The 25,991-nt window shown below is 64.2% G+C and carries 22 protein-coding genes; 3 read left to right on the forward strand and 19 right to left on the reverse strand.

Going from position 1 to position 25,991, the window contains the following annotated elements; all coding sequences use genetic code 11:
* From AC1TQG_RS03475 to AC1TQG_RS03525, 11 genes are all read right to left on the reverse strand, one after another.
* The gene (locus tag AC1TQG_RS03475; protein WP_482135541.1) at positions 1-1,239 is read right to left on the reverse strand and encodes an MFS transporter; all 1,239 of its coding nucleotides are present in this window, start codon (positions 1,237-1,239) and stop codon (positions 1-3) included.
* A 210-nt stretch (positions 1,240-1,449) separates the two neighbouring features.
* Entirely contained in the window at positions 1,450-2,361 is a 912-nt protein-coding gene (locus AC1TQG_RS03480; protein ID WP_482135542.1) for an ABC transporter permease, read from the reverse strand.
* Positions 2,358-3,530, reverse strand: coding sequence for an ABC transporter permease (locus AC1TQG_RS03485; protein WP_482135543.1), 1,173 nt, complete (start codon positions 3,528-3,530; stop codon positions 2,358-2,360). The genes AC1TQG_RS03480 and AC1TQG_RS03485 overlap by 4 nt, the downstream gene beginning before the upstream one ends.
* Positions 3,527-5,185, reverse strand: a complete 1,659-nt coding sequence (locus AC1TQG_RS03490) for an ABC transporter ATP-binding protein (protein WP_482135544.1) — start codon at positions 5,183-5,185, stop codon at positions 3,527-3,529. The genes AC1TQG_RS03485 and AC1TQG_RS03490 overlap by 4 nt, the downstream gene beginning before the upstream one ends.
* Before the next feature lie 3 nt (positions 5,186-5,188).
* On the reverse strand, positions 5,189-6,259 hold the full coding sequence (locus AC1TQG_RS03495; protein ID WP_482135545.1) for a BMP family ABC transporter substrate-binding protein: 1,071 nt from the start codon (positions 6,257-6,259) through the stop codon (positions 5,189-5,191).
* 47 nt (positions 6,260-6,306) lie between these two features.
* The gene (locus AC1TQG_RS03500; RefSeq protein WP_482135546.1) at positions 6,307-6,993 is read right to left on the reverse strand and encodes a flavin reductase family protein; all 687 of its coding nucleotides are present in this window, start codon (positions 6,991-6,993) and stop codon (positions 6,307-6,309) included.
* A 250-nt stretch (positions 6,994-7,243) separates the two neighbouring features.
* The gene (locus tag AC1TQG_RS03505) at positions 7,244-8,632 is read right to left on the reverse strand and encodes an NtaA/DmoA family FMN-dependent monooxygenase (protein ID WP_482135547.1); all 1,389 of its coding nucleotides are present in this window, start codon (positions 8,630-8,632) and stop codon (positions 7,244-7,246) included.
* Entirely contained in the window at positions 8,629-9,270 is a 642-nt protein-coding gene (locus tag AC1TQG_RS03510) for a cysteine hydrolase family protein (protein ID WP_482135548.1), read from the reverse strand. Before AC1TQG_RS03510 ends, AC1TQG_RS03505 begins: the two co-directional genes overlap by 4 nt.
* Positions 9,267-10,322: an LLM class flavin-dependent oxidoreductase gene (locus AC1TQG_RS03515; protein ID WP_482135549.1), complete on the reverse strand. Its 1,056-nt coding sequence runs from the start codon at positions 10,320-10,322 to the stop codon at positions 9,267-9,269. Before AC1TQG_RS03515 ends, AC1TQG_RS03510 begins: the two co-directional genes overlap by 4 nt.
* A gap of 101 nt (positions 10,323-10,423) precedes the next feature.
* On the reverse strand, positions 10,424-12,616 hold the full coding sequence (locus AC1TQG_RS03520) for a cytochrome P450/oxidoreductase (RefSeq protein WP_482135550.1): 2,193 nt from the start codon (positions 12,614-12,616) through the stop codon (positions 10,424-10,426).
* A gap of 70 nt (positions 12,617-12,686) precedes the next feature.
* Positions 12,687-14,138, reverse strand: coding sequence for an aldehyde dehydrogenase family protein (locus tag AC1TQG_RS03525; protein ID WP_482135551.1), 1,452 nt, complete (start codon positions 14,136-14,138; stop codon positions 12,687-12,689).
* A 58-nt stretch (positions 14,139-14,196) separates the two neighbouring features.
* Between AC1TQG_RS03525 and AC1TQG_RS03530 the strand changes: the two genes are divergently transcribed.
* On the forward strand, positions 14,197-15,312 hold the full coding sequence (locus tag AC1TQG_RS03530; protein ID WP_482135552.1) for an NAD(P)-dependent alcohol dehydrogenase: 1,116 nt from the start codon (positions 14,197-14,199) through the stop codon (positions 15,310-15,312).
* Positions 15,313-15,394: 82 nt separating this feature from the next.
* Here the strand turns inward: AC1TQG_RS03530 and AC1TQG_RS03535 are convergent, their stop codons facing one another.
* The 4 genes from AC1TQG_RS03535 to AC1TQG_RS03550 all read right to left on the reverse strand — a co-directional run bounded on the left by AC1TQG_RS03535 (position 15,395) and on the right by AC1TQG_RS03550 (position 19,785).
* Positions 15,395-16,477 (reverse strand): TauD/TfdA family dioxygenase, encoded by a 1,083-nt coding sequence (locus AC1TQG_RS03535; protein ID WP_482135553.1) that lies wholly within the window; start codon positions 16,475-16,477, stop codon positions 15,395-15,397.
* Between the two features lie 172 nt (positions 16,478-16,649).
* On the reverse strand, positions 16,650-17,699 hold the full coding sequence (locus tag AC1TQG_RS03540) for a phosphotransferase (protein WP_482135554.1): 1,050 nt from the start codon (positions 17,697-17,699) through the stop codon (positions 16,650-16,652).
* 5 nt (positions 17,700-17,704) lie between these two features.
* A complete protein-coding gene (locus AC1TQG_RS03545) occupies positions 17,705-18,799 on the reverse strand; it encodes a TIGR03857 family LLM class F420-dependent oxidoreductase (protein WP_482135555.1) in 1,095 nt (364 codons plus the stop codon).
* 125 nt (positions 18,800-18,924) lie between these two features.
* Positions 18,925-19,785 carry an LLM class F420-dependent oxidoreductase gene (locus AC1TQG_RS03550; protein WP_482135556.1) on the reverse strand — a complete coding sequence of 287 codons (861 nt, stop codon included), beginning with the start codon at positions 19,783-19,785 and terminating at the stop codon, positions 18,925-18,927.
* Between the two features lie 260 nt (positions 19,786-20,045).
* Here AC1TQG_RS03550 and AC1TQG_RS03555 point away from each other — a divergent pair, with 260 nt between their 5' ends.
* On the forward strand, positions 20,046-21,329 hold the full coding sequence (locus AC1TQG_RS03555; RefSeq protein WP_482135557.1) for a lipase family protein: 1,284 nt from the start codon (positions 20,046-20,048) through the stop codon (positions 21,327-21,329).
* On the opposite strand, the gene AC1TQG_RS03560 is transcribed toward AC1TQG_RS03555, so the two are convergent.
* Positions 21,322-21,774: a winged helix-turn-helix transcriptional regulator gene (locus AC1TQG_RS03560; RefSeq protein WP_482135558.1), complete on the reverse strand. Its 453-nt coding sequence runs from the start codon at positions 21,772-21,774 to the stop codon at positions 21,322-21,324. The genes AC1TQG_RS03555 and AC1TQG_RS03560 overlap by 8 nt on opposite strands.
* Positions 21,775-21,905: 131 nt before the next feature.
* On the opposite strand from AC1TQG_RS03560, the gene AC1TQG_RS03565 reads away from it, so the two are divergent.
* Positions 21,906-22,781 carry an aldo/keto reductase family oxidoreductase gene (locus AC1TQG_RS03565; protein ID WP_482135559.1) on the forward strand — a complete coding sequence of 292 codons (876 nt, stop codon included), beginning with the start codon at positions 21,906-21,908 and terminating at the stop codon, positions 22,779-22,781.
* A gap of 30 nt (positions 22,782-22,811) precedes the next feature.
* On the opposite strand, the gene AC1TQG_RS03570 is transcribed toward AC1TQG_RS03565, so the two are convergent.
* From AC1TQG_RS03570 to AC1TQG_RS03580, 3 genes are read right to left on the reverse strand one after another with little or no spacing between them, the layout of a single operon-like run.
* Positions 22,812-23,960: a prenyltransferase gene (locus AC1TQG_RS03570; protein WP_482135560.1), complete on the reverse strand. Its 1,149-nt coding sequence runs from the start codon at positions 23,958-23,960 to the stop codon at positions 22,812-22,814.
* 3 nt (positions 23,961-23,963) lie between these two features.
* Entirely contained in the window at positions 23,964-24,713 is a 750-nt protein-coding gene (locus AC1TQG_RS03575; RefSeq protein WP_482135561.1) for a class I SAM-dependent methyltransferase, read from the reverse strand.
* 9 nt (positions 24,714-24,722) lie between these two features.
* A complete protein-coding gene (locus AC1TQG_RS03580) occupies positions 24,723-25,985 on the reverse strand; it encodes a glycosyltransferase family 4 protein (RefSeq protein ID WP_482135562.1) in 1,263 nt (420 codons plus the stop codon).
* Between the last annotated feature and the right edge of the window lie 6 nt (positions 25,986-25,991).

A 25,991-nucleotide genomic window follows, 5' to 3' on the forward strand; every position in this document is an offset into this window, starting at 1 on the left:
TCACGGCCGTAACCTGCCGGTCCGGCCGCCGGTCCTGATCCGGTGCAACAACGCGGCCGCAACCCCCGCAATCGCGGCGAGGATACCGAAGGCCAGCGGCCACGACGTCGCCTCGACGACCACGCCCATCAACGGGGGCGTGATGGCCATCCCGAGCGCGACGGCCGTGTTCTGAACACCCAGGATCAGACCGATCTTCTTCGGATCGGCCAGCTCCCCGATCGCCGTGAATGCGAGCCCATTCCAACTGATCGCCGCAAATCCCGCACAGACCAGCACGATCACCGCGACCACTCCACCGACGAGTTCGCCGACAACCGCGAGTGCGAACAGCACACTGGTCATCACCGCGACGTACTGCAAGGGGGCGATGCGGACACCTCGCCGGTCCGAGAGGACCCCGAGTCCGATACGAGCCGCGCCACCACCGAGCTGAACGAGCGCCAGCAGTCCGGCGGCAGCCACCGCCGACATGGCATGCCCGTCGACCAGGTAGACGACCAGGAACCCGACGACCGTGAGTTGGGGCACAACGAGGAGGAAAGAGACCAGACACAACTGCACGACGGCACGGCGATTGCCGGTGCGGATCTCGGATCCGTCTGCGCCGGAGGGCGCTTCGACGGGCCCACCCGGATCGCGGACGAACACCCACACCACGATTGCGCCTGCACCACAGGCTCCCGCCGCGACCAGCAAAGCACCGGTGAGCCCCCACATCCCCGCGACGGCAGGCAAAGTCAGCGATGCCACTGCCGCACCGAGTGGGATCGCCGTCTGCCGCGCCCCCATCGCCAGACCACGCTCGGAGCGCGGGAACCACAGGATGACGGCACGCCCACTGGCAGCGTTCACGCTCGCGCAGGCGGCGCCCGCGAGAACCATCGCCGCCATCAATGCCAACACCGTTGTCGACACGGCGGCACAGACCAGGGCCGCGGCACTGAGAAAGAGACCGACCGTCATCACCCGACGCTCACCGATCCGGTCGGCGAGCAGGCCCCAGGGCACGAGGAACAGCAGCAACCCGATCGTGCTGGCAGCCAACACGAACCCGAGTTCGGTCAGCGACAACGAGAACCGGGAACGCAGAATCGGCGACAGACTGGGCATACCCTGCAGCACCGAGGCCGCAGACGCCTGGGCGAAGACGCCCGCAGCCAGGACGACCCACCGGTATCGGCGGGCTGGGCGGTCGCCGGGCACCGGAACGAACGCCTGCTCTTCCGTATGGGTCATGTCGGGCCGTCCTGGGTCCATCTCATGAATCGGCCCATCTCATGAATCATGATGCACTGCGTGATACTCCTCGTTGAGTGACGTCAGGGGTCGTTGGCCCGCGTCGAATCACCGCTGCCAGGGCCAACATTCGCGTTGGTCGCCTTACAATCGGTTGATTCGCATCAGATACGGGCCGGGGCCGGCCCCGTCAAGGGCCGACCCCTACATCTAGACGATGCCTCGAACGAATGGTTTGCCCAGCGCTCTCGGTTCTCGTAGCGCCCCGCTGATCACCACCATCGCGACCAGCGCGAGCACATACGGTGCCGCGATCAACATCTGCGAGTTGAGCTCGAATCCCAAGGCGGGCAGTGCGAGCCGGAGCGCATCGGCAAGTCCGAAGAGCAGGCATCCGAGCAGCGTGCGGCGCAACCGCCACGCACCGAAGATGACGGCGGCAAGAACGATGAAGCCGCGGCCTCCGGTCATGTTCGCGTTGAACGAACCGACTTCGCCGACGGCCAGATACGCACCACCCAGGCCCGAGCAGAGCCCACACCACAGCAATGCCTGCCTACGCAGCTTGTTCACGTCCAGACCGGTCGCGTCGGCGGCCTGCGGGTTGTCGCCGATGGCGCGCAGATTGAGGCCCCAGCGACTACGTTCGACCAACCACCAGGTCAGTGGGATCAGAGCCACCAACAGATACATCGGCCAGCGTTCGACAAACAACGCCTGCCCGATCACCGGTATGTCCCGCAGTATCGGAATACTCATCAGTGACACCTGATGATTGGAGAAGTCGGCCAGTGAGATCAGGTACGTGGTCAGGCCGAGGACAAGCGTGTTGAGCACCAGGCCCACAACAAAGGTGTTGACGTTCAGGCGATGTGACAGGTTGCCGTGGATCAGACCGACGATCATGCCGATGATCGCACCACCGATCAAACCGGTGGTCGCGCTGCCCGTTTCACTGGCGATCGCGATGGACGAGAAGGCGCCTGCCAACATCATCGATTCGACCGAGATGTTCTGGGTACCTGCTCGTTCCGCCAGGTACTCGCCGCAGGCGGCGAATGCCAGTGGTGCGGTGAGCCGCATCGCGCTGGACAGGATGATTCCGATGTCGTCTGGACTCATGACACTTGCTGCGCTTTCTTCGACAGTTTGTCACTGGCGAACGACAGTGCCGGGGCGATGACACATGCCAGCACCAGCAGTGACTGGACGACGTTCACCAGATAGATGGGCACGCCGGTCGCCGACAGGAACGCCGACCCCGTTCGCAAGGCGCCGAACACGATTGCGACCGGAATCGCGACCATCGGCCGGTTTCGGGCGATCAGTGCGATGAGCATGCCATCCCAGCCGATGTTGTTGGCCACCGCGGGCTGGAGCCGGAAAACCGAGCTCTCGACCACAACCGCGCCTGCGAGTCCGGCGCAGGCGCCGGAGATCATCAGAGCCACCGCGCCTACGAGGGCCACCCGTACGCCAGCATGCTGTGCGGTCAACGGGTTCAGACCGACGATGCCCATGGTGAAACCCCATCGGCTGCGGGCCAGTACCACCGCGATGATCACGGTGAGCACAAGGCCGATGATCAGTCCGGCATTGACGCTCAGATCGGGATACTGCCCGATAGAAGGCAACCGATAGTCCTTGGGCAACAGCGCCGATTGGTTGGCGGCTGTGCTAGAGGCGTCGGCTTTCGGTTCCTGCAACAGCCACGGAACACTGACCATGTAACTGACGACCTGGACCGCGATGAACGACATCAACAACGTGCTGACGACGATGTTCACACCACGGATGCGATGCAGGAGAGAACTGACCCCGGCCCACAGCCCACCGAAGATCGCGCCGACCACGATGCTCACGGTGATCACCAGTATCGGCGGACCGGACATGCGGAGCCCGATGAACATCGCCATCAGGGCGCCGATCAGAACCTGCCCTTCCTGACCGATGTTGAAGGCGCCCGCCCGGTTACAGACGCAGGCGCCCACTGCCACGATCAGCAGTGGAGCCGCCGCGAGAAGTGTTTGCGACCACGATGCGGCATCGGACATGCTGCCCTTGAACAGGGCAACCGCCACCGCACTCGGCGAGCCGCCGGTCGCCGCCACCAGGATGGTCGACAGCAGTAGCGCCACAGCGAGCGCGAGGATTGTCAGCCACGCCTGCGCAAACGCACCAGGCCCCGGCGCGATCCGTATCACCGCGCGTCGGAGAAACTCCGAAGGCGGCCGGGGACTCGGCGGCGGTGGCGGCGCGGGCTCCTTGTCCAGAATCGACGTGGTACTCATGCTGCCTCCTCACCACCCAAAAGCATTCCGAGCCGCTCGGCAGTGGCGTCGGGTGTGCGGATCACGCCGACGATCCGACCATCGGAGATCACCGCGATCCGGGAACACAGCGCGGTGACCTCTTCGAGTTCTGTACTGATCAGCAACACCGCGACCCCCTGTTCTGCGGCTTTACGCAAATGCATGTACATGTCCTCGATCGCGCCGATGTCGAGCCCGTGTGTCGGCTGTGCCGCCACGAGCACGGTGGGACCTGCCGCCAGTTCACGCGCCAGCACCACCCGTTGCTGGTTGCCACCGGAGAGGTTGCGAACCGGCGTGTCGATCGACGGGGTCGAGATCCGGTGACGGGCAACCAGTTCCTCGGCACGCTTCCGAATCTCCCTGCGTCGCAACCAGCCTCGTTTCGATAGCGTGTCAAGGTCCTTGAACACGAGATTGTCGGCAACGCTGAGATCGAGTACCACGCCGCAACGGTGCCGGTCCTCGGGGATGACACCGACTCCGGCTTTGCGCAGCGCGCCCGGCTTCGACATCGAGACCGTGCGTCCGGCCACCTTGAGTTCGCCTCCCACAGAGGGAACCAGTCCACAGAGCACGTCACCGAGCTCTGCCTGACCGTTGCCCTCGACGCCGTAGAGCCCGACGATCTCTCCCCTGCGAAGTTGCAGCGACACACCGTCGAGCACGGCCCGACCGTCGGCATTCTTCATCGTCACGCCATCGAGTTCCAAAGCCGCAGGCTCCGAATCGATTTCCTCGACATCGGGGGCATCGACCCCGAGAGATCGGGTGGCAACGCCATCGAGTGCGACCCCGAGTGCGGGGGCCGAGTGGTCGAGCGAGACGTCCCGGCCCACCATCTGCCTCGCCAAGATCTGCGGGGTCGTGTCGGATGTGGCGGCACGGAAGACCACCCGACCCTTGCGCAGCACGGTCACCCGGTCGGTGGCGGCCGAGATCTCCGCCAACTTGTGACTGATCAGGACCACGGCACGGTTCTCGGTGGAGACCACCGTGCGTAGCACCTCGAACAACTCAGCCGACTCGGCCGCCGTGAGCACCGATGTCGGTTCGTCCAGAATCAGGATCTGCGGGTCCCGGCGCAGACACTTGACGATCTCGACCCGCTGACGCTGCCCGGCGGACATCTCTCCGACCACCGCCAACGGATCGATCGGGAGACCATATCGGCGCGAGACCGCTTCGACCTCACTGCACGCCCGATCACGGTCAATCGCACCGCGCTCGCCCAAAACAGTGTTCTCCCAGACGGTCAGGGCATCGATGAGGCTGAAGTGCTGATGCACCATGCCGATTCCCAGTTGCAGGGCGTCGTATGGTGACCCGATCTCGACCCGCTTGCCGCTGCGCATGATCGTTCCGTCGTCCGGTTGTACGAGCCCGAGCAGCACCTTCATCAAGGTCGACTTGCCTGCACCGTTCTCACCGAGCAGTCCGTGGATCTCACCTGTTCGTGCCGACAGATCAACGGCATCACAGGCCACAACCGACCCGTATGACTTCGTGATTCCGCGGGCCGCCAGAGCAGGCGGGGGAGCTCCCACTTCGAAAACCTCAGAGAGCGGTCCGGTTTCGACCACCCGCACCAGCGGCGTCCGATCCCCTGGCGCCCGCACCTGCTCACCGGTCATGCTCTACACGCCCGATTTCGCGATGACGTCGTCCGGCACGATCTCACCGGTGCCGATCTTCTCGATGAAGGTGGCCAGTTCAGCGTTCTGGGCTTCGGTGCCGTTACACAGCTTCACGGTCGGAACGGAGTCCTTACCCATGTGCCATTCACGGACCTCGCCCATCGTGAGCTCACCGTTCTTGAACTTCTCCAGCGCGGCGGCGAAATACGCACCCGGATCGAAGATCACCGAGACACCCCACTTGATGGCCGTCTCGCCGCAGCGGTCGGTACCCGGGGTCGACAGGATGACGCCTGCCTTGGTTCCGAGCTCGCCAACGCTGTCCGTCGCGCCACCCAGATACGGGTAGAGAGCCTCGACGCCCTGGCTGATCTGTGCCTGAGCCGCTTCCCGCGCTTTCGCCGAGTCGTTGAAGTCACCTGTATACGTGGTCGCCAGAGTCGCATTCGGGATCAACTGTTTGATACCCACTTCGAACGCCTTGGCAGCCATCACCGAGAAATCGAGCTCGGGTCCGGAAATGTAACCGGCTTTGGTGGCGTTCCGCTCGCGCATCAGGATGCCGTTTGCGTAACCGGCGGCGAGCATCGCCTCGTTGACGAAATCCTTCGACACGGTCACGTTGGCTGTCGGCTCGATCCCGGTGCCTGCCGGCGAGTACCAGTTGGTGTTGGCGCATACCGGTTCTTCCGCGGCAGGCAGCGCATCCTTGAGTTCCTGCGCGGCGATCGCGATGAGGTCGACATTCTGCCTGCACAGGTTACGGGCCTGTTCCAGCACAGCTGCCGGATTGACCGAGCCGACCTTGATCAGGGTCCAGTCGTTCGCGTCGACGAACTCCTGTGCACTGGCGACAAACGTCTCGTAGTACCCGTTGTCGTTCAGGTCGCCCGGACTGAGCACGCCGACAACAACTTTGCCATCGCCGTTCACGTCGGGTTGAGATCCGGATGTCGACTGTGCAGACCCGCCGCCGCTGGTGTCACTGTTGCCGCGGTCCGAGCACGCGGTGAGTGCGGCCAGCGCGACGCAAGCGACCGCCGCAGCCTGAATGATGCGCGATTTTGACATTGTTCAATCCCTCCAAGGGAGTGAGATGGATCAGGAATGGGGGCAGATCACAGGTCGGCGTAGGCAATACGTTCTTGCTGGAACAGCGCGCCGCCTTCGGCCCGGACGAAGTGGGGGAAGCCCATCCGGCCGACCGGCGCGACACGTGTGGGGTCTATGCGATCCGGCTCTATGAGTATCGATTCGTCGACGGTGATCGAGACGACCTCGGCGAGCACGATGTGTACCCCGGAGAATCGGACCTCCGGCTCACCCCGATGGATCACGTCGAGCACACGGCATTCCAGATTGGCGGGGCTGTCGATGAGGGACGGCACGGCAACCACCTGCGATTCGGTTGTCCCCCACCCCGTGATATCCAACTCCGACACGTCATTTGGGTATTCGCGCGCGACCGCCTCGATGTGATCGGCCATGCCACCGCCGGTGACGTTGACGACGAACTCACCCGTGCGTTCGATGTTGGCCCAGGTGTCCTTCGGTCCATCCGTTGCCTCGCGGAGGCTTCCGATCGTGATGGCGATCGTCGGCGGTTCACCACAGACCGGCATGTAGTAGCTGTACGGCGCGACATTGACCGTGCCGTCGGCGGAGACGGTGGTGATCATGGCGATCGGCCGCGGAATGATCAGGTGCGAGAGCAAGCCCTGCTTCTGAGCCGGGGTTCGACCAGCCAGATCGACGACCTGCCGGGTGGACGAGCGATTGCTCGTAGATGACTGGGAGGCGTTCACAGAGTTTGTCCTTTGACTCAATACGGGATGGCGTACCGCTTTATGAGATGGTTTCCGGTTTTCGTGGCCGTGTCAATCGGCAGCGGACGCCTACCGAAAGACGAAACACAGTATTAAGAGACGTAATGCATCAGTAACGAAAGACACTGCTAACAGGCAGGATCTGGCACATTTGGGCCAGAATCCAAAGAAGAGGCCACCCATTGAACTGGCAATGGGCGGCCTCTTCGATTTCGGCGAGAAGTGTCGCCTATACCGAGACGCTGTTCTCGGATTCCCCCAACAGATTGGCGCCGAGCAGGTTGGCACGCAACGTCGTTCCCGGGTAGTCGGGCGGACGAAGTCCGCGCGAGCGCAACTCAGGAACGAGATGGTCGACCACGTCGTTGACGGCCCCAGGTGTCCGAAGCGGATTAGAGATCATGAAACCACCGAGTGAACCCGTCGCCTCGAATTGGCCCTCCATCTCGTCGGCGACGTCAGCGGCTGTTCCGGCGATGGTCTGGTCGTACCCGGTGGAGTATCGCCAGCCCTCATCGAAGAATTCCTTTCTGCTGAGTCGGGTTTGGGCACCATGGTCGGAAATCAGCCGATCCACGAAGCCCGACTGTGTGCCCTGCGCGTCGACGATCGATTGCCGCAATTCGCCGAGCACGAAGGAGGCAGGCAATACCGAGAAGTCATAGCCGGTGTTGTAGGAGAGATAGGCTCCGACGCCTTCCATGGGAAGCATCCCGAGCAGCTCTTCACGCCGGGCGATCGCCTCGCTTCTGCTCGCACCGAGTACCACTTGGATGGCCCACAGGATGCCCACCGACGCCGGCTCCCGCCCGGCCTTGTCCAGAGCTTTGTCCAACTCCGATCTGTGTCGCCGCTGGGAGTCGAGGTGTCCGCCCGAGCCGAAGACCACGTCGGCGAACGCAGCGGATGCCGCGATCCCCCTGGGCGATGAACCGGCCTGTACCAGAACAGGTCTGCGCTGGGGACTGGGCACACTCGGAAGTGGACCCCGCACCTTGAAGTGTTTGCCGTCGTGGTCGAGGCGGTGGACCTTGGTCGGGTCGGCGAACACCCGGGTCTGGTGATCGCGCACGATCGCTGCCGGTTCGACCGAGTCCCACAAGCGCTGACAGACGTCGACGAACTCTTCCATCCGTTCATACCGGGTGCCGTGATCCATCAACGTGTCGAAACCATAGTTCGCCGCATCCGACGTCCGGGCAGAGGCCACCACGTTGAACGCCATCCGCCCGCCGGTCACGTGATCGAGTGAATTGAGCAGCCGCGCTACGTAAAACGGATGCATGTACGTCGAGGAGTACGTCAGTCCGAAGCCGATCCGCGATGTCGCCTGGCCGAGTGCGGCGATGATCGGCGACATGTCATGGCGCGGCCACGAGATCCCCCATCGGATCGCGGCGTCGGCCGAACCTTCCCACGTATCCGGGATCCCGACCCCGTCGCCGAAGAACAGCATGTCGATGCCGCCGCGTTCGGCGGTCCTGGCCAATTCCGTGAACATACCGACGTCGGGATAGTCGGAGCCGACCCAGGAACCCGGAACCGCCCAGCGACCCTCCGTGTGGGTGAACGACAGATCGAAGGCCAATGCCATCTGCGCCGATTCGTTCACGTTCACCGCGATCCCGCAGCGACGTGTGTCGACAGCGCATCCACAGCGTCGGCTGTGGAGATCTTCTTCGCCGCGTGCAAGGTCAGTGCGGTGACCGCGCCCTCATGTGTCGACAGCTCGTAACTGGCCGTTGCATCCTCGGCCAGAACGACGTGGTATCCGAGTTGCGCGGCATCGAAAACCGTTGCCAAAACGCAGCATTCGGTTGTCAGTCCGGCAACCAGCAGCCACTGTACTCCGGCTTCACTCAACCGGGCGTGCAGGTCCGTCTCGAAGAATGAGCTATATCGCCGCTTGGCGATATGCCATTCCCCTGGCGCCGGGCGCAGCGAGTAGATGTCGGTGCCCGATGTCCCGGCGACACAGGGTTCGGCCGGACCGGGCCAATCCTCCGGTTCGATGTCGCGTAGCCACAACGATGCCGCCCAGGGCTTCTCACGATCCTGCACCAAGGACACCCAGATCACCTGCAAGCCCGCGGTCCTGGCCGCCTCGACGAGCGCACCGGTTCGCTCGACGGCTGCCGCGACCGCCGCGCGACCCTCCTCGCCAACCCAGTCGAGGACCGCCGGATCAGCGAAGGAGTTCTGCACGTCGATCACGAGCAGTGCGCCGTCGGCAATCGGCCCGGGTAGCGCGCTCACGAGGTCACCACCGTGGACAGCGCGGGAAGAACAGCCTCGGCGAACGCGTTCATGTCGGGCACGTAGTCCGGGAAGATCAACATCAGGCCGTCGAGTTCGGCGTAGTCGACCATCTCGTGGATCTTCTCGGTGACCGTCGACGCCGAACCCTTGATGACCTCGGTCTGAAAGCCGCTCTGCTCCAGTGCCTTCGCCCCCGGTGCGTCGTTCTTGTCGACCGGCATGCCATAAGCGATCGCCATGTTGCGCAGAGCTTCTTGATCCGCGCCCGCACCGTACACATCGAACCTGCGTTGAGCGTCCGCGTCCGTATCGCCCATCACGATCGTCGCCATCGCGTAGGTGCGTAGACTCCGTCCCTGGTCCACCGCGGCCGCCTTCGCTTCCCTGCTCACCTTTCGCAGGCCGTCGAGTTCATGCGCCGACAGAAACGATGCGTCGCAATACTTCGCCTGGAATTCCAGACCGGCCGGTGATCGTCCTGCCGAGATGAGCGTCGGTGTTGCAGGCGGGTGTGGCCGCGACGAGCAGGCATTCATGTCAAAGAACTCGCCGTGGTGGGTCACCTCGTCCTGGCTCCACAACGCCAGCAGAACCTGAACCCATTCTTCCGAATAGCGGTAGCGCGCCGCATGATCGAGCTCTTCGGGCCACATACCCATCTGGGCGAACTCTTCAGAGAACGAGCCGACCACGATGTTCATGCCGCAACGCCCGCCGCTGATCTGGTCGAGTGTTGTGAACATCTTCGCGACGATCGCCGGGTTGAACAAGATGGTGTGCACTGTCGACCAGATCTTGACCCGCTCTGTTGCCTCGGCCAAGCCCGACATCATCGTCATCGACTCGAGGGTTCTGCCCCAATGATCGGTCCGGCCACCGTATCCGCGCCATTTTCCCTGCGACATGATGAAGTCGAAACCGAGCTGGTCTGCCGCCACAGCGATTTCGCGATTGTAATCGTAGGTGGCCTCGATGGGCGGCGCGGTGTCGGAGACGATCCAACCGCCGTTGCTGATGGGTAGGAATATGCCGTATTCGTGTTTATTCACGCTCTTTTAGACTTTCTTCACTGAAGTATGGAGGGGACCTTCGTCTCTGCGGCACCGAACGATGCATGCCTGCCGAATATCTCTTACCTGCTGTGAGGAACTCACAAATCCAGGATCAAATCCTCGCCGCACGCCCGCCCGACGCAGACCATCATCGATCGGTTCGCGGTCCGTTCTTCTTCCGTCAACACCGAATCCCGGTGCAATGGCTTCCCGGCGAGTACCCGCGTCTCGCAGGCGCCGCAATACCCTTCCTCGCAGTCGCGCGATATGCCAGGAACCGCCTCGGATATGGCATCGAGCAGCGTTCGGCCGACAGGTACGGTCAGGGTTGTCCCACTGCGCGCCAGGGTCACCGAGAACTCCCGGTCCGGGACGCTCGGCGCCGTGCCGAGCGAGTTCTCCGGAACCGTGCCGAAGTGTTCTCTCCGGAATCTCTTCGACGAACCCGCGCCGCGAGCGGCATTCTCGACTGCTGCGGTCATCGAATACGGACCGCAGCAATAGATCAGTGCATCATCGCCGATTGCGCTCACCCATGACGCGATGTCCGGGCGGAGACTTTCGGCCGTGTCCACGATCGTCAGGGACTCGCCGAGCAGCTCGCGCAATTCGTCGACGTAGGCCATCGAAGCACGGCCGCGGCCGCAGTAGAGCATCGTGACCCGGGCCTGCTGCGCCAGCGCATCTTTCACCATCGGCAGTATCGGGGTCACACCGATGCCACCGGCGATGAAGAGATACTCCGGCGCGTCCTGGAGCCGGAACTTGTTGCGCGGAGGTTCGATGTTCAAGGTTGATCCGGCACCGAGTCGCTGATGGATCTCGGCGGAGCCGCCCCGCCCGGATTCCTCCAGCAGCACTGCGATTCGGTAGCTGCGCAGGTCCTGCGGGTCACCACACAGCGAGTAATGTCTGCGCGTACTCGATGGCAGGGTCACCGGGAGGTGGGCACCGGGAGTCCACTCCGGTAGTCGCTGCTCCGCGGGATGCCGCAGTGTCAACTCGACGACCCCGTCGGCGACCTGGCGGACGGATTCCACCCGAACGGTTCCGAGTGCGAATGTGGTGGACGGATCGACCGGGCCGGGTGTGAAGGTGGCAGGCACCCGATCCCAGCCCGCCTGATTCCCGAGCGTCGGGTACGGCACCACCGCGTTCTCGTCGATCACGTAATCGGGCAGCCGGGTCAGGACCTGCGTGATCATCTCGGTGAACATCGCCCGCGCCAAATGCGCTCCCGGACAACGGTGGCTGCCGATTCCGAATGACAGGTGCCTGCGCGCATCGCGGTCGAGCCGCACCGACTCGGGCTCGTCGAAGACCTCTGGATCGTGGTTGGCCGCCACCCAGGGCAGCAGCACCCTCTGGCCTGCCTGCACCGGGCAACCACCGACGGTGGTGTCGGTGACCGCGGTCCTGGCCATCGCCTGCGAGGGTGCAAAGACCCGGAGAAACTCCTCTGTCGCGTTCTCCAGGGTCTCCGGTTGCGAGATCAGGCGATCACGCTCAGCGGGATTCCTGGCCAACCAGACCAGCGTCGATCCGGTCAGCGACGTAGTGGTGTCCACCCCTCCGGCGACCAGCAGGTAGGTCACCGAGACCAATTCGTCGTCGGTGTACGGCCGTCCTTCGGGGTGGACGGCCTGTACCAGTGTGGTCAGGACATCCGCGGCCGGTTCCGCTCGCCGCGCGGCGAGCAATTCGCGCACCCGTTGTTCGAGGTAACCCAGTCCGGCGACCCCACGCATGCTGCGCTCGCTGCCTGCCGGAGCCGCGAAGATGTCGTGGACGGGACCGGCGAGCAGCGGGAAGTCCTCCTCGGGAAATCCCACCCAGGTCAGGGTGACCGCCGTCGGCAGCGGATTCGTGAGATCGGTGACGAGATCACAAGAACCCGACTCGATGAACCGGTCGATGACGCGAGTCGTCAGCTCGGCGATCATCGGCTTCAGTGCATGCACCGCGTCCGGGGTGAGAAGCGGATTGATCAGGTCTCGGTACGGCTGCGACGCCGGCGGATCGAGTTCGATGGGGTACTGCACCAGGCCGCCGCCCCGGGGTATGACAAACGAGACCCCGTCACCGGGATTCTGGCGCTCCGAGGAGTAATCCTCATCGTCCCGGGCGATCGCCGCGATGTCGGACCACCGCGTGGTGTACCAGTAGCCCTCGTGTGCGTCCGTCCACCCGACAGGGCAGCCGGATCGCCGATCACGGTAGTACGCAACGGGATCGGAGTTGCACTCGTCGGAGTGGTGGTCGAATGACATGTTGCCAAGCTGTGCGGTCATGATATTGACTTTCAGGCATCGAATCTCATGCGCGGTGTTTCCCGGCCGCGCCACCGGGGTTCGCCTCGGGTCAGGCCGGTAGTAGCCGGATCGCCACGCCCTTTTCCTGGGTGTACTCGCGCATTGCGCGATAGCCCCCGCCGCTGCTGAAGCCGCTGTCCTTGCTCATGTTGAACGGGAATCCGATGACCCCGGAATCGGCGAACTGGTTCACCGATACCTGACCGGCCTGCACGGACGCCGCCATCCGCAGTGCGCGTGAGACATCGCCGGTCCAGATCGACGCCAGCAGACCGAAATCCGTGTCATTGGCGATCGACAGCGCCTCGGCATCGGTGGAGAAGGTCTGCAGCGCGAGTACCGGCCCGAAGACCTCCTCGCGAATGATCCGCGAGGACGACTCGGCGTTGTCGATCACCGTCGGTTCGATGAACCAGCCGGTGTCCCCGACTCCTGTCGGCCTGCCACCACCGGTGAGGATCTTCCCGCCCTCGTCCGGCGCAGCGTCGAGAAATCCCTGAACCCGTTCGTACTGAACGCGGTTGACCAGCGGACCCATGTCGAGGTTTGCCTCCCAGTCACCGACCCGCACGCCCCGCATCAGCTCGACGACCCGCTCGCGCACCTCGCCGACGATCTCGGCGCTGACCACCAATCGCGAACCGGCATAACAGTTCTGGCCCGCATTTTCGGTGATCGAGCCGACGATGGCAGGCAGCGCGACATCCAGATCGGCGTCGGCGAACACGATGTTGGGTGATTTGCCGCCCAATTCGAGCTTCACCGGTGTCAACGACTCCGCAGCGGCGTGCATGACCGCGCGACCTGTCGCCGTCGACCCGACAAACGAGATGTGGTCGATACCGCGATGCGCGGTGAGTGCGGCACCGGCGTCGGAAAGTCCGGTGACCACGTTGAACACACCGGCAGGGAGGCCGGCCTGCGCAGCAAGCGCCGCCATGGCCAGGATGACCCGCGGAGCCTCTTCAGAGGGCTTGAGTACGACGGTGTTACCCGCGGCGAGTGCAGGCGCAACGTTGGCAGCGGCCAGCACTGCCGGCACGTTCCACGGTGTGATGACCGCGCACACCCCCAGCGGCTGCAGCAGGGTGTACCCGTGGAAGTCGGGCGTGCGAGTCGGCAGCGTGGCACCGGTGAGTTTGTCTGCCGCACCGGCGAAATAGTTGACGATCGAGGTCGCGATGGCGATGTTCATCGAACCACCCCACAGCGGCTTGCCGACGTCGCGGGATTCGAGTGCGGCCAGCGTGTCCGCGTTTTCTTCCAGTGCACGTGCCCATCTCGCCAGAGCGGCACCGCGATCAGAGGCCGAGGTCGCCGCCCATGCGGGTGCGGCCTCGCGCGCCGCGGCAACGGCCACATCGACCGTCGAGGCGTCTCCACGCGCCACAGTGAAGAAGGCGGCTTCTGTCGAGGGGTCGATCAGCTCGATTGGGTTGCCGCCGCCCGGAACCCAGCCACCGGCGATGAAATGAGAAGCTTCGGGTACTTCGATTACCATAAGCAAATAGTCGCAGCTTGATCGCGCAAGTCAAGACGGCATCTCTTATTCTAAGACAATGAAACCTGATGTTTACGCCGTCACCGCCGCTGTGGTCCGCCACGAGGGCGGCCCCTTCGAACTAGAAGAACTCGTCCTGGAAGGTCCCGCAGAAGGGGAAGTACTCGTCCGGGTGTCGAGTTCGGGCATCTGCGGCACCGACCTCGAGTTTGCCACGATGATGAGTACTCCGGTGGTCCTCGGGCACGAGGGTGCCGGAATCGTCGAGGCCCTCGGCGCCGGTGTCACCGATCTCGCCGTTGGCGACAAGGTCACGATGACGTTCGCGCGATGCGACACGTGCAAGCCTTGCCGATCCGGCGCTCCGGCTTACTGCGAGCAATTCTGGACCCACAACTTCATCGGTTCCCGACCGGACGGCACAACGGCGTTGTCCTACAGCGGCAGCGCGTACCCGCACTCGCCGGTCGGTGGGCACTTCCTGGGACAGTCGTCCTTCGCCACCCGCGTGGTCGCCCGCCGGAGCAGCGTCGTCCGGGTCCCCGACCACACCGACCTCCACACCTCCGGACCCTTCGGATGCGGATTCCAGACCGGCGCCGGGGCCGTGATGAATGTACTGCGCCCCCAGCCTGATTCGACCATCGCCGTGTTCGGGGTCGGCGGCGTCGGAGCCGCAGCGGTGATGGCCGCAGCCATCGAGAAGTGTGGGGCGATCGTGGCCGTCGACGTCAGTGACGCGAAGCTCGCTCAGGCCGCCCGCATCGGCGCCACGCACACGGTCCGCAGCGACGACCCGGACCTGCTGACGATCCTGGACGAGATCGCACCGGGAGGTTTCGACTACACGGTCGAGGCCACCGGTCGCGCCGATGTCGTCCGCAACGCGGTGTCGGCATTGGCGCCGCTCGGTCGATGCGGCGTTGTCGGCGTCGGCGCCAGTGCCGAGATGTCGTTCGAATGGCGCTCAATTCTCGCAGGCCGCAGCGTGACCGGCATCACCGCAGGCAACAGCGTTCCGGAGACATTCCTGCCACGACTCCTCGAGCTCCACCACGACGGGCTCTTTCCGGTCGACCAACTGATGACCAAGTTCGCGTTCGCCGACATCGACAAGGCCATCGACGCGGTCCGACAGGGTTCCGTCGGCAAGGCCGTGCTCATCATGGAGTGACCCCCTGCAAACACAAGGGCGCCCACCCGGAGAAGAATCCGTGTGGGCGCCCTGCGTGTTCAGAACTCAGATCTCAGCGCGGTCATGCACCCCAATCAAGGTCAGGGACAACCGCTTCGGCGATGTGCTTCACCCGGCTCGCAACCGCGGAATCGGCATCGCCACGCGCCTCATCTCTTCCCTGCACGACGTTCTTACCGAAACCCTCGACCATCGGGCGACCGACATCACGCTTGAGCCACAGGCGAAGCAGATGACGTCGACGTTCCGGTTCGGGGTGGTCCTCGAACGAGGTACGCGAATGCAGCGCAGCGTAATTGAGCAGCCACTGCACGTCGCCGGGCTGAAAGTCCATGTCGATGGCCAGACCCGGTTCCTGAGCGATCTCGTCATACAGTTCGAGGAGTTCGATCTGGGCAGGCGTCAACCGCGGCACCTCCGGGTAGTCCTGCGCCGTGAAGATGATCGAACTGCCCGCGTACGTGGAGAAGATACCGTCGACGTAGCTCGCAATCGGGCTCACGTAGAACTTTGCCGGAGCGTCGTGATCCTGCCGGTACCAGTCGAAGTACCAGTCCTCGAACAGCAATGGAGCCAGATCCGGCCTGCGCGCGAGGATCTCGTTGTAGATCGTGGTGCCACTGACCAGGCTGCTCGCGCCGCCCGACTTCGAACCGCGCAGACACATCAACGCAACAACGTCCGAGCTGTCGGAATGGAAGGGCAGCCGGTCCCGCACGCGCGACGGTAGCGCGGACGGATCCGACCACATCTTGTTCGAGGTCGCGATCACGTGGTCGATCAGATCGCCGACCTCGTTCTGCTTCATCGGCACCCCGAGATGCAGACCCATCACGAAAAAGATCGCCCCGGCGACCGCGTCGCCATACTCATCGGTACGCAGACCCCGCACGAGAACGAACCCTCGACCCGAGTCCATCGCAGCGGCGAAGACCTCGATCGCCTTGGCGCATACCGGCAACGGATACTGCTCGGCTCTCACGGTCCGGAGATCTGGATCGTCGGAGACGAACGCACGGCCGACTTCTTCGAGCTCGGTCCGCTCGGCGTCGGAGAGCCGGTAGATCCATTCATCGGTCTTCATGAGCTCGTCGCCGCGCCAGGCACTCGGGCCGGTGATCGGCTCCAGTATTCGAGTTGTCATCTGTAATCCTTCAGATTGATGTCAGCTTGAGCGGCGATCGCACGACATTGCGGAACGCCATCTCGCACTATGCGATAGTGCCAAGCTGCTGAAGGGCTGTCAATCGGGCATTACAGCGTTAACCGTGGCGTTCCTCGGTGGTAACACGCCGAGTTCGCCGATGACGCTTGGATCAGTGCGTAGAGCGCGCCAGCGCCAGGGTGCCCAGATCTCGAATCGCCGCACACGATCGCGCCACCATCGCCGCGAACATGGCGTCGCCACGATCGGTCCGGGTGCCGTAGGCACATCCGAACACGGAGATCAGCGGACCCTGGATCATGGCGAATCGATAGTCATCCCAACAATCGTCGGCGCTGTAGTCCGCCACGCCGTAACCGCTCAGCGCTCGGCGGTAGTCGTCGACAAGCCCGGATTCGTGCTCACGCCGGAGATCCGGCGACAGGCTGGTTCCGATGAAATAGGCGAGATCGCGCGCGGGCAGGGCCAGACTCAGGGTCTGCCAGTCGATGGCGGTGACGCCCTGACCGCCACCGGGCGGGAAGAGCAGGTTGTCGAGCCGGTAGTCGCCATGGACCAGCGCGAACCGCTCGGCGCGGCCCAGGGCCCAACCTTGCGCCACCTCAACACAACCCCAGAGCGTCTCCTGGTCATCATCGGAGATCAGGTCTCCGAGTGCGTCGATGAAGATCTCGGTCGCCGGACCGTACATCTCTGCAAGCAGCTTCGCATTGTCGGGGCTGTTGACCGAGAGTCCGTCGATGTCGAGGAGTGTGGGATCACACCAACGCGGCCCATGGAGCCCCGCGAGATTGATCACCGCATCCCGGGCCTGCGCAACCGAGCATCCGGCGAGTTGATCACCCTGCTGCGACGGACTCATGTCCTCGAGCAACAGGGTGAAATCGGCGCCACTGTCAGAGATCGCCGCGTAGTAACAGTGCGGACTCTTGACGACGACGGTCGATGCGATGTCGGTGTAGAAGCGGGCTTCGGACCGGTACACCCCGGACAGCATCTCCCGGGTCGCCGGGTCGGTGGCAGGCAACTTGGCAAGAAGTCGCTGCGGCACAGCCGTTCCGGTCAGTTCCAACCGGTAACAGGTCCCGATCTGGCCGGTCCCGACCGGTGCAGCCGTGACGGTATCCACGGTCGCTCCGAGCGCGGCCGAGAGCCATCGGGCCGTCAGCTCATCAGGTGAGGTGACGATGGGCGCGGTCACATGTGTCATGGTGCAACCCGTCCGGGGTTCGCGGGAAGGTGGTCGAAACGGCCGGCAGGCCGCACGCGGCGCCAGGCATCGATGACCGGGATGAGTTCTGTGGGTGTCGCACCGTGCATGATGACTCCGTCTGCACCACAATCGAATTGGTCCGCGATCCGGGCTGCGCATGCCTTGGCACTACCTGTCGCCGATGCGGCAAGCCAGTGGTCGGGAAGCAATTCGGCCACCCGGTTCAGATCGTCGACCGTTCCGATCGCATCAAAGGCACCTGCGAAGTTCTGCACGAACTCGTCATTGCGGAACCGGTCGAGGTCTGCCTGGTCCCAGCCGTTCATCTGGACCAGGACCTGGCCATAGCCCTGCAGGTAGGTAGCCATCCGTCCGACGAGTTTTCGGAGGCGTAGCTCCTCTGGAATCGAATCCTCGATCGTCGCCAGTACCGACCAGATCCGCACCGAGGCCGGGTCTCGCCCTGCTTCGGTAGCAGCCTTCCGGATCGTCTGCACCGCATTGTGCAGCGTTTCATCACTGAAAAAGGTGTGCAGCACAACACCATCGGCGATCCGCCCGGCAAGCTTGAGTGTCTTCTCACCGATGGCCACCATCATGATCGGGATATCTTCATCGAACGACGCATCCTGCATGAGGAATGGATATTTGCCCGCAGGCCCGTCGTGACCTGCCACCGCACCACCGGACCAGAGCGTCCGGTAGATACCGACCACATCCTCCAACTGCGCCGAGGTCACCCGCGGCAGACCCATGACATCGAAGAGCATGTCGAAGCCGCGCCCGAGACCCAGCGCATAGCGCCCCCCGGTCAGCCGATGCAGGGTCGTGGCCATGGTTGCCGTGACCAGCGGATGACGGGTGTTGTGATTGGTTGCCGCCGAGGCGATTCCGATCCGCTGACTGACCGCGCCTGCCGCACCGGCCATCACTGCGGCATCCTTGGTGTTGAACCGCTCGGACAGGAAGATCGACCCGATGCCCAGGCGTTCGGCGAGCTCGACCTCACCGAGTAGATCGCGCGGGCTGTTCGCATGCCCGGCGAGTCCATAACAACCGAGTTCCGGAAAATCGACGTGAGCATCCATCTGCAGCATCCTTGGTGTTGAGTGAATTCCCCTGGGCTACGGCTACTTTGGCATGCTCGACGGCAATACGGGCACGTTCGGCGGTATTGAGGGCACGGTCGGCGGTCTTGACAGCCGGTCGACAGTCAGACGCCGACCGGGCGCAGGCCCAGCTTGCCTGCGAGCTTCGCCAGATAGGCACCGGCCTTCTCGGCGTTGTCGTCGGGCACGCCGTACAGAACCGTGGTGACGCCCAGTTCGCGCCACTGGTCGAGCTTCTCGGCGACCGGCTTGAAGTCGAGCACCACGATCTGCGGCGCACCCTCGCGCCCGGCGTCAGCCCAGATCTGCTGCAGCAGCCTCACCGAACCCTCGATGTCCTGCTCCCCCGGCGTGGTGATCCAACCGTCCGCACTACGGGCGATCCACTTGAAATTCTTTTCGTTGCCCGAGGCCCCGACCAGTACCGGCGGGCCGGGCTGCTGGACGGTCTTGGGCCAGGCCCACGAGGGCCCGAAGTTCACGAACTCCCCGCTGTACTCGGCTTCCTCTTGCGACCAGAGCGCCCGCATGGCCTCGATGTACTCGCGCAACATGGTCCGGCGACGCTTCGGCGGAACGTGATGATCGCCGAGTTCGTCCAGGTTCCAACCGAATCCGACGCCGAGGGTCACCCGACCGCCGGACAGGTGGTCCAGTGTTGCGATGCTCTTGGCGAGTGTCAACGGATCCGATTGCACCGGAAGCGCAACAGCGGTGCCGAGCCGGACCCGCGAGGTCACCGCGGCAGCACCACTGAGGGAAACCCAGGGATCGAGCGTGCGCATGTAGCGGTCGTCGGGCAGCGACGAGTCACCGGTCTGCGGATGGGCCGCGTCCCGCCGGGTGGGGATGTGACTGTGTTCGGGGACGAAGTACGCATCGAATCCCGCCTCCTCGATGAGCGGAGCGAGCACCGACGGCGCAAGGCCCCGATCGCTCGTGAACTGGACGATCCCGAAGTCCATGGTTGCAGCCTTTCCGCAAAAGAATCCGACATTCCGAAGCAATATGGACTGGTGACTGGACACCAGTCCGGCGAACCTCAGAAATATAACACGTTCCAGATTCGCCAGACCGGCGTTCACCCAACCCGAAAACAACAATTAGCGACGCGTAAGACATCCTTGTGCTCGCCACCACACACACTTCTGATAGCGTCCCGACTCACATAAGTTACTGGCGGGTAATACCGTCGGCGGAACGCCAACGGGGGCGATGAATGCGGATGTCACGGTTGATATCGACGATTGCGATTGCGGGATTGGTGCAGGTCGCTGGGGTGATCGCAGTGGCGCAGGCCGAACCTGACACCTTTGGTGGCTTCTACACGCCGCCTGCAGATATCAGCGCCGACGCCGGGACCGTGTTGAAAACCCAGTCGATGCCGTTGTACGCCTCGATACCCGGCCGCAGCGGTTCGTGGCCGGGCGAAGGACAGCGGATCATGTACACCTCCGCACTCCAGGACGGCACCGCCACCGCCGTCACCGGCAGCTTCGTCGAACCCGCGGTCCCGTGGCGGGGTGAAGGTGACCGGCCGACGATCGTCATCGGCCCGGGAACCGTCGGCCAGGGCGACCAATGCGCGCCCTCCCGCAACTTCTCCACCGCACTGCGTGTGAGCGACGATCCGCTCTCCGCATCGATCAACTACGAGTTGATCGCCGCCGACCGCTGGCTGGCCGAAGGAGCCCGGGTCTTCATGACCGACTACATCGGGCTCGGTACCCCCGGCACCCATACCTACGTCAACCGCGCCGAGGAAGCACACGCGATGCTCGACGGCGCGCGGGCGGCACTGTCGCTCGGCGACGACGCTGACGCGCCCATCGCCTTCTGGGGTTACTCGCAGGGCGGTGGCGCTGCGGCTGCAGCAGCAGAACTCCAGCCCACCTACGCACCGGAACTCAACGTCAAGGGCACGTTCGCCGGCGCACCACCCGCCGACCTTCTCGACGTCCTGCCCGCAATCGACGACAACCTCATCGCCGGAGCGATCGGCTATGCGTTGAACGGATTTGTCGAGCGTCATCCGGTGCTGGCGGACCTGGTCGACAACAAGTTCACGGACGCCGGAAAAGCTGTCCTGAAGCGGATCTCCACCGAGTGCATCGGCGACAGCATCCTGTCCCACCCGTTCATGTCGACAACATCGCTGACGAAGGACGGACGGTCAATGCTGGACAACGTGAGGGACAGCCCCACCGCGCTCGCGGTGATCGAGGACCAGGAGATCGGCAAACTCACCCCGACCGCACCGGTCCTGGTGACCAACGGCCTCAACGACGACGTCATCCCGTACGCGCAGGCCCGACGGCTGGCACAGAACTGGTGCGACCAGGGCGCAACGGTGGAGTTCCGCAGCAACGGGATCCCGCCGATCCTGTCTGGCACCGCGGCCAATCACGCACTGCCGATGATCACCGACGGTGTACTGCCCGGCGGTGGCGTCGACTACCTCCTCGATCGCTTCGCCGGAAAGCCCCTGTCTGGCTGCCAGTTCAACTGATCGAGTACGCGGCGATCGGGCCGTCGGCCGTGCGGGCATCGTGTGCTGCGCGGTTCTGGTCCACCTCGTCCATGTGCGTCTCGGCCCAGTTCTTCAGGCCGCTCATCAGGTGACGCAGTGACAGACCGAGATCGGTGAGTTCATAGGAGACCGTGACGGGGACGGTGGCGGTCACGGTCCGCGTGATGAAGCCGTCCCGCTCCAGCGAACGCAGTGTCTGCGTGAGCATCTTCTGACTGACGCCTGCAAGCGCCCGGGACAGTTCCGAAAAGCGCATCGGACGGGGTTCGTCGGCTTGGTATCCGCCGCCGAGCGCGCACAGGATCAGGGTGACCCATTTGTCGGACAGCCGATCGAGCAGTTTGCGGCTCGGACAGACATCCAGGAATGCGTCGTATTCGGTCTTGGCCTGAGCGCGCTTATCGGCCGCCGTGGTCGTGCTCATCGTCTGCTCCCTCACCTACGGGTGACAAAGGCACTCGAAAGTGCCCACTTCCCAATAGGAAGTTACAGGACGATTGTGAAGTGAGGCGCCACGAGGCACCGACGCGCGATCGACACGAAAGACACATCCACATGAGCACACTCTCCGCAACACTGCCCGGTGGCACCTGGGCGCTGGGCGATCTGACCGTCACCCGCTTCGGCTACGGCGCAATGCAACTCGCGGGCCCCTGGGTCATGGGCCCGCCCGCCGATCCCGACGGCGCGATCGCCGTCCTGCGCGAGGCCGTCGACCTGGGCATCACCCACATCGACACCAGCGACGTCTACGGGCCTCGCATCACCAACCAGCTGATCCGCGAAGCACTGCATCCCTACCCGGACTCGCTGCACGTCATGACGAAAGTCGGTGCGCAGCGCGACGATCAGGGTGGCTGGCCGACGGCACGAGAGCCGGATCAGCTGCGTCGTCAGGTCGAGGAGAACCTCGAATCGCTCGGACTGCAGACCCTGGATCTGGTGAACCTACGACTCGGCACCGCCGATGGGACGGCGGCGGACCCGGTCGATGAAGCGTTCACGACGCTCGTCGACCTCCAGCGGCAGGGCCTCATCCGTCACCTCGGCCTGAGCAACGTCACCCCCGAACAGGTTGCCGAAGCACAGGACATCGCACCGATCGTGTGCGTGCAGAACATGTACAACCTCGCCCACCGCCGGGACGACGAGCTGATCGACCGGCTCGCCGCGCAGCGCATCGCCTACGTGCCGTTCTTCCCGCTCGGCGGGTTCAGCCCACTCCAGTCCTCGGCGCTCTCCTCCGTGGCCACCCGGCTCGGCGCGACTCCGATGTCGGTTGCCCTGGCCTGGCTGCTGGACAGATCACCGAACATCCTGCTGATCCCCGGCACGTCGTCGATCGCGCACCTCCGCGAGAACATCGCAGGCGCCGGGCTCACACTGTCCGATGACGATCTCGCCGAGCTGGACACCATCGGACGCGAATGACCGCACCGCGCCGCGGATAGCCGAACCCGGTCACGCAGTGGCGCAACCACATCCGTCCGAACCGGTGACCCGGATACGAGCCGCCACCTGATCGGCGTCCCGGAAGATGCCGTTGCCTGCGGTGGTGCGACTGAGCGCATCTACAGCGAGCACCACCGCAGCCGACGTCCAGCAACTCTTCTCGACCGGCCAGCGCTTGCCGTCGGCGAACACCAGTCCGGTCCAGTACGAGCCGTCGGGGTCGCGTAGATGCTGCATGTCACCGAGCAGCAGCGTGGCATCGGCGGTGTCGCCCAACGCATCCAGGGCCAGCACCAGTTCACAGGTCTCGGCGCCGGTCACCCACGGCCGGTGATCCACGCATCGGATGCCCAGATCGGTGACCACGAAATCGTGCCAACGTGCGGCGATCAGTTCTTGTCCGGCGCGACCACGGATCGCGCCGCCGAGCACCGGGTAGTACCAGTCCATCGAGTATTCGGGCTTGGGTTCGAACAGTTCCGGATGACTACGCAGCGCGTGACCCAGGGCCAGCAGTGCGGTTTCCCAATCACCGACCGGCCTGCCCAACTCGTTGCCGATCAGGATCGCGCACCCCAGCCCCTGATGAATGCTGGCGTTCCCGGTGATCAGCGCGCTGTGGTACATCCCCTCGTGGGCACCGGTCTGCGGCGGTAAGGGATGGGTTGCGCCCCAATAGAACTCCCCGCCCGGTGCCTGGAACTCGGCAACCAGGTCGATCGCCGACGACACCGTCGGCCACATCTTCTCCAGGAATCGGATGTCCCCGGTGATCAGGTAGTGATGCCAGACACCGACGGCGATGTACGCGCAGAAGTTGCTGTCGGTGTTGGCGTCGGTCACCTCCCCCACCACCAACCGGATCGGCCATGAACCGTCTTCGCGCTGCAGCCGCCGGGACCACTCGTAGGCCGCCTCCGCCTCCGCGATCAATCCGGTGGCGGACAACGCCATTGCCGACTCGATATGGTCCCACGGGTCGGTCTGTCCACCCGGGAACCACGGCAACGCGCCGGTCGGCTCTTGCATCGCCGCGATGGCCCGGCCGGTCGCCAGCCACTCGTCGACCGTGAGGATCCCGGCGAGGTTCGGCAGGTCGAGTTTGTTCGGCAGTTCAACAGTGTTCGGCGCGTCCGTCAGGTTCGGCAGGTCGGCCATGGATCAGGCCGACCCGGGGCCGGAGGCGGAGCTCGACCCAATTGCGGGCTTCTGCAGATACAGGATCACGCTCTTGCCGATCACCGGGTTGAGGATCTGCTCGCCAACCCGCGTCAGTTTCGGCGCGCTCATCATGTCCCACACCAGCAGCTTGTGATAAGCCTTCACCAGCGGGTTGTCGTTTTTCTCCACGCCCACTGCACATTTGAGCCACCAATATGGCGCATGCAGTGCGTGCGCATGTCCCGTTCCGGTCACCTCGAGTCCGGCATTGCGCAATTTGCCTGCCAGTTCGGACGCCTTGTAGATCCGGATGTGCCCACCCTCATTGGCGTGATACTCGTCCGAGAAAGCCCAGCAGACCTTTTCCGGCCAGTACCGCGGGACCGTCACCGCAGCCAGCCCCCCGGGCTTCAGGATGCGCGCCATCTCCGCGATGGCGTCGGTGTCGTCCGGGATGTGTTCGAGGATCTCCGACATCAGGACCACATCGAACTCACCGTCGGCGTACGGAAGTCGCAGTGCGTCACCGACTTCGGCGCGGGCCTTGGACGAGGCCGGAACCTGCCCCTCCGCGATCATCGCGTCGAACATCTCCGCGACCGCGGCCATGTCGCTTTCCGATTGATCGAATGCGATCACGTCGGCACCACGCCGGAACATCTCGAACGAGTGCCGTCCCTGCCCGGCCCCGATGTCGATCGCCTTGCACCCCGCGCCAACTCCGAGTCGATCAAAATCAACGGTTAACAACTCTGCCCCCTAGTGCCCGAACGTTTCTGATTGATTGAACTCGTCGATCGCGAGCTGGTAGTTCTGTGCGGTCTTGGCGGCGACGGCCGACCAGCTGTACCGGTCCTCGACCCGGGCGCGACCACCTGCGCCGAGCCGATCCCGCAACTCCCTGTCACCGAGCAGCGACCCCAGAGCCGTTGCCAATGCACCCGAATCCATCGGTGGCACCAACAGCGCCGCTTCCTGCGCCTCCCCGACGACCTCGGGGATGGCACCGGCGCGCGTTGCCACCAACGGTGTCCCGCAGCTCATCGCCTCGACCGCGGGCAACGAGAAACCCTCGTAGAGTGACGGCACACAGGCGACTTCGGCCGAGGCCAGCAACGCCGCGAGCTCGTCGTCGTCCAGGCCCGAGACGACCTCGACCGAATCTCGGATCGAGAGCTCGTCGATCCGGGTGTCCGACGGTCCGCCGGGCACCAGCTTCGACACCAGCTTGAGCTCCACATTCCGTTCGGCGCGCAACTTCGCCACCGCTTCGAGCAGATACGACACACCCTTGAGTGGGGCGTCCGCGCTGGCGACACACACGATGCGGCCCGGCACCCGCTGCGCCCCTGGCCGGAATTGTTCGGTGTCGACGCCGAGCGGGATCGTTGTCAGGCGACCTTCGGGGATGCCGAAGGCCTTGCGGATGTCGACCTCGCTGCTGCGCGACACCGTCAGCAGGCGCGGTATCCGACGGGCCACCCGGCCCTGCATGGCCAGGAAGCCGTGCCAGCGTCGCGCGGTGATCTTGCGCCACCCCTTCGCCGCCTTCACCGCGAGTTCCCGGTCCCGCGTGATCGGGTGGTGGATGGTCGCCAGGACCGGTAACCCGTCGCGCTCGATCTGCAACAGTCCGTAGCCCAGGCACTGGTTGTCGTGGACGACGTCGAAATCTTCGGTCCGGTTCCGCAGGAGCCGCGCGGCGCGCAGGCTGAACGTCAGTGGCTCCGGGAATCCCGCGGTCCACATCGTCAGTACCTCGAGGGCGTCGATCCAGCTCTTGATCTCCCACGGCCACGGCGTCCGGAACGGATTCTCGTCGTTGTAGAGATCCAGGCTGGGCACCTTCGTGAGCGTGACACCCGCGGCGATCGCCTTGTCGTCCAGATCGGGATACGGCTGGCCGGAGAACACCTCGACCTGATGTCCCAGCAGCGCCAGTTCCCGCGACAGGTGACGCACGTACACGCCCTGTCCACCACAATGAGGCTTACTTCGGTAAGACAGCAGTGCTACGCGCATTGTGAC

The organism is Williamsia sp. Y844 (genome assembly GCF_056786475.1).

What these genes read in the sequence shown, in the direction of transcription:
- AC1TQG_RS03475 (WP_482135541.1), bottom strand. Translation starts at nt 1,239, where the DNA reads ATGACCCATACGGAAGAGCAGGCGTTCGTTCCGGTGCCCGGCGACCGC.
- AC1TQG_RS03480 (WP_482135542.1), bottom strand. Translation starts at nt 2,361, where the DNA reads ATGAGTCCAGACGACATCGGAATCATCCTGTCCAGCGCGATGCGGCTC.
- AC1TQG_RS03485 (WP_482135543.1), bottom strand. Translation starts at nt 3,530, where the DNA reads ATGAGTACCACGTCGATTCTGGACAAGGAGCCCGCGCCGCCACCGCCG.
- AC1TQG_RS03490 (WP_482135544.1), bottom strand. Translation starts at nt 5,185, where the DNA reads ATGACCGGTGAGCAGGTGCGGGCGCCAGGGGATCGGACGCCGCTGGTG.
- AC1TQG_RS03495 (WP_482135545.1), bottom strand. Translation starts at nt 6,259, where the DNA reads ATGTCAAAATCGCGCATCATTCAGGCTGCGGCGGTCGCTTGCGTCGCG.
- AC1TQG_RS03520 (WP_482135550.1), bottom strand. Translation starts at nt 12,616, where the DNA reads ATGACCGCACAGCTTGGCAACATGTCATTCGACCACCACTCCGACGAG.
- AC1TQG_RS03525 (WP_482135551.1), bottom strand. Translation starts at nt 14,138, where the DNA reads ATGGTAATCGAAGTACCCGAAGCTTCTCATTTCATCGCCGGTGGCTGG.
- AC1TQG_RS03530 (WP_482135552.1), top strand. Translation starts at nt 14,197, where the DNA reads ATGAAACCTGATGTTTACGCCGTCACCGCCGCTGTGGTCCGCCACGAG.
- AC1TQG_RS03535 (WP_482135553.1), bottom strand. Translation starts at nt 16,477, where the DNA reads ATGACAACTCGAATACTGGAGCCGATCACCGGCCCGAGTGCCTGGCGC.
- AC1TQG_RS03545 (WP_482135555.1), bottom strand. Translation starts at nt 18,799, where the DNA reads ATGGATGCTCACGTCGATTTTCCGGAACTCGGTTGTTATGGACTCGCC.
- AC1TQG_RS03550 (WP_482135556.1), bottom strand. Translation starts at nt 19,785, where the DNA reads ATGGACTTCGGGATCGTCCAGTTCACGAGCGATCGGGGCCTTGCGCCG.
- AC1TQG_RS03555 (WP_482135557.1), top strand. Translation starts at nt 20,046, where the DNA reads ATGTCACGGTTGATATCGACGATTGCGATTGCGGGATTGGTGCAGGTC.
- AC1TQG_RS03560 (WP_482135558.1), bottom strand. Translation starts at nt 21,774, where the DNA reads ATGAGCACGACCACGGCGGCCGATAAGCGCGCTCAGGCCAAGACCGAA.
- AC1TQG_RS03565 (WP_482135559.1), top strand. Translation starts at nt 21,906, where the DNA reads ATGAGCACACTCTCCGCAACACTGCCCGGTGGCACCTGGGCGCTGGGC.
- AC1TQG_RS03570 (WP_482135560.1), bottom strand. Translation starts at nt 23,960, where the DNA reads ATGGCCGACCTGCCGAACCTGACGGACGCGCCGAACACTGTTGAACTG.
- AC1TQG_RS03580 (WP_482135562.1), bottom strand. Translation starts at nt 25,985, where the DNA reads ATGCGCGTAGCACTGCTGTCTTACCGAAGTAAGCCTCATTGTGGTGGA.